This is a genomic window from Aeromonas sp. QDB03, from assembly GCF_027707985.1.
Lineage (GTDB): Bacteria > Pseudomonadota > Gammaproteobacteria > Enterobacterales > Aeromonadaceae > Aeromonas > Aeromonas hydrophila.
This window is the reverse complement of record NZ_JAPCJG010000025.1, coordinates 1-3,128: the sequence shown is the minus strand read 5'-3', so window position 1 is coordinate 3,128 and position 3,128 is coordinate 1. Positions and strand designations below refer to the sequence as shown.

The window sequence follows — 3,128 nt, the reverse complement described above, 5'->3', positions numbered from 1 at the left end:
AATCATTTTATTGAATGTATAGGATGATTTATTTTTTAGGTGAAATGTATGAACTTTATCAAAGTTTCGATACTTGCAACGGCTCTTTCTGTTTGGTTACCCACTGTACAGGCAGAAGAAGTTGCCTCATTGCCTACCATTAAAGTGATGGCGGATTCTGAATTGCGTCAAGAAGCTGTAGGTGTTGTTCCTTATCAAGAAGATAAGGATGTACGTAAAGCGTTACAACATCAGATCATTAAAAAAGAGAATGAGATCCAAAATTATGTGATAGGCGATAATTTTGCTGTGCTTGATATGCAGCCCAAAGCCTCTGAACCGAATATAAATCAAATTTCTTCACCATTACTCAGAGAGTATGTTTTAGCTGTGGCTGCCGGTTTGCAGTCCTCTGATCCAACGTTAGGTTTGTTTACCATGATGGAGCCACTTTCGATGGGGATGAATCGCGAGAAAGCCTTAGAAGCAGTTCGTAATGGAACGTTTAAGTTGAATATCGATGCTGACCGTTTACAGCTAATGTTTGGGGATAAATGGAAGAAATAGATAAATATAACATGAGTTTTTTATAGGTAATTTATTACTTTCTTTACTCTTCTTAAGAGAGATAAAGCACATAGGTGAATAAAGTTAAAGATAAGAAAATTATATAATTTGGGGATATGCTTTTTAATACTTGTTAGCAGGTGAATATATATTTATTGTCTAGATAGTGTACTAATATTAAAGAAGAATCACAAAATTTGAGATATTAATAGTTGGGCACCTATTATAGTGCCCAATAAATAACAAAATTGCATTTATACGAGTATTTTATGATTAATTTCTTCAAGAATATGCTGGATATGTCGATTTGTATCGATGGTTATCCACGTTTCATGACCTCCTGAGGTTCTTTCTCGGTTACTTACTTTTTTAATTTCAGAATCTGCCCAACTAGAGGGGTCATCCTCAAAATATGTTGAATTAACTATTTTAGTCGCTAATGTATGCATTTGAGAAAAGTTGTGATCAATTTTAATCATATGCCCACGTGCGATATAATAATGATTATCTGTGGTATAACGAATCTTTCCATTTGCATTATCGCCAGCTGGAATATTTTCTTTACCGCTTGGCGCTTTAACACCATAATCACTATATTTGAATGAATAATTTGGAAAGATTTTTATTAAATTTTGCCAAATTAAAGACTCTTTCCTCAATAATAGACCACAACGGCTTTGTTGCACAAACCTATCTGTAAAGGCTTTTTTAGCGATATAATTTTCAAATGAAGAAGCCTACACACAAAATCTACCGCACAACCAATTGGCCCGCATATAACCGAGCACTCATGAGTCGCGGAAATATTGCCATTTGGTTTGATCCTGCTACGCAATGGTATGCGCCATCAAAAGGCAAACAAGGGCGAAATCAAACCTACTCCGACGCAGCCATCCAATGCTGCTTAATGATTAAATCCTTATTCCGTCTGTCTTTACGTATGGTTACTGGCTTTGTGCAAAGTCTGATTAAACTTTGCGGATTAAATTGGATAGCTCCAGATTACACCACGCTTTGTAGAAGACAAAAGCATATTGATATTGTAATCAGCTACCAAAAAAGTAGCGATGGGCTGCATCTACTCATGGACTCTACAGGCATGAAGTTTCTAGGTGAGGGCGAATGGAAACGCAAGAAACATGGACCTGAATATCGTCGCCAATGGCGTAAACTTCATATTGGTATAGATGCTAAAACCCTACAAATACGAGCAGTTCAGCTTACAACCAATAATGTCAGTGATTCACAGGTGCTTGGTGATTTACTTAATCAGATTCCACAAGATGAGCGGATTGACTCTGTTTATACCGATGGAGCTTATGACACCAAGCAATGCCGTCAGGTCATTGCAGATCGGCAAGCGCATGCGGTGATTCCACCTAGAAAAAATGCGAAACCATGGAAAGATACAAAGAGTAGCTCGCTAGAGCGAAATGAATTACTTCGAACAATTAAAAGTTTAGGCAGGACACTATGGAAAAAATGGTCAGGCTATCATCGGCGAAGTTTGGTTGAAACTAAGATGCATTGCATCAAATTATTAGGAGATAAACTCAGTGCAAGGAGTTTTGATAGCCAAGTGAATGAGATCCATGCACGTGTAGCAGTCCTTAACAGATTTACGGAATTAGGTCGACCACTTACCCAAGTTACGCCTTAAATTTGGCTCAATTAGGGGCGCTTTGCATTTCAAATCTTTGTGCAACAAAGCCATTTTGAACCCGTCTTCGATCTTGATCTCAGAATTTTTAATGAGAATTTCTCCATCTTCATTAACTTGATTTCGAGTTAATTCGTGCTCATTTCCGTCATTATCAATTAGAAAAAGTGTATCGTTGTAACTCATCACAAATTCCTTCCTATGACCAATAACAATAGGAATATTGAAGCATGATAGACAGATCTGTACAACATGCTTTTGTTCTAACTCGGTTACATCTGATTAAGAAATAGAAAATCTTATTCTGTGGTGAATAAATAAGAAGCCCATCTTTAAATGAGCTTCTTAATTTAAGTAGATTACTATAGTACCCATAACGCTGAAGGTAGCCTCCCGAAGAGATAAACTAACAATGTAAGACTTGCGAACATAAAGAAGAAAAAAGCGATGTTTATTGATTTATCTAGCATGTAATCACCCCTATTTTTTATTGTTCAAAAACTATACAACACTATTTGTATTACTTAAATAACTTAAAATTCTTAGCTTATTGTTCTGATTAAATACCCTCCTTCTTAATATTATGTAAGTTTAGGAAAATAGATTGCCCGTCTTTACCAGTTGTCAATAAATACACAATCTAGGTATCTTAGATTGATATTAAACAAAACTATAGATGATAATGATTTTCATTTCAATTAATTTTAGTTAAAAAAATACCCATACTTTGGGGAAAGATGGGTATATAAACTATGAATACTTAGCAATTAAGAAAGAATACAACTAATTCATCACACTATCAAATTAAATAGTTATTCAATTAACATTATTAAACATATGAATTAATTAAAGTACATATAAATTTTAAGATATAAATCAATTAATTTAATTTATCAAAACTTTAATTTGCCTAATGAATATC

The 3,128-nt window shown here is 34.6% G+C and carries 3 protein-coding genes; 2 read left to right on the top strand and 1 reads right to left on the bottom strand.

Annotation, left to right across the window (positions count from 1 at the left end):
* Positions 1 to 48: 48 nt before the first annotated feature.
* The gene (locus PG900_RS22925) at positions 49 to 546 is read left to right on the top strand and encodes a hypothetical protein (protein WP_244014705.1); all 498 of its coding nucleotides are present in this window, start codon (positions 49 to 51) and stop codon (positions 544 to 546) included.
* A 254-nt stretch (positions 547 to 800) separates the two neighbouring features.
* Here the strand turns inward: PG900_RS22925 and PG900_RS22920 are convergent, their stop codons facing one another.
* Positions 801 to 1,232, bottom strand: a complete 432-nt coding sequence (locus PG900_RS22920) for a beta family protein (RefSeq protein WP_270832368.1) — start codon at positions 1,230 to 1,232, stop codon at positions 801 to 803.
* 41 nt (positions 1,233 to 1,273) lie between these two features.
* Here PG900_RS22920 and PG900_RS22915 point away from each other — a divergent pair, with 41 nt between their 5' ends.
* Positions 1,274 to 2,206, top strand: a complete 933-nt coding sequence (locus tag PG900_RS22915) for an IS5 family transposase (protein ID WP_270832367.1) — start codon at positions 1,274 to 1,276, stop codon at positions 2,204 to 2,206.
* The last annotated feature ends 922 nt before the right edge of the window (positions 2,207 to 3,128 follow it).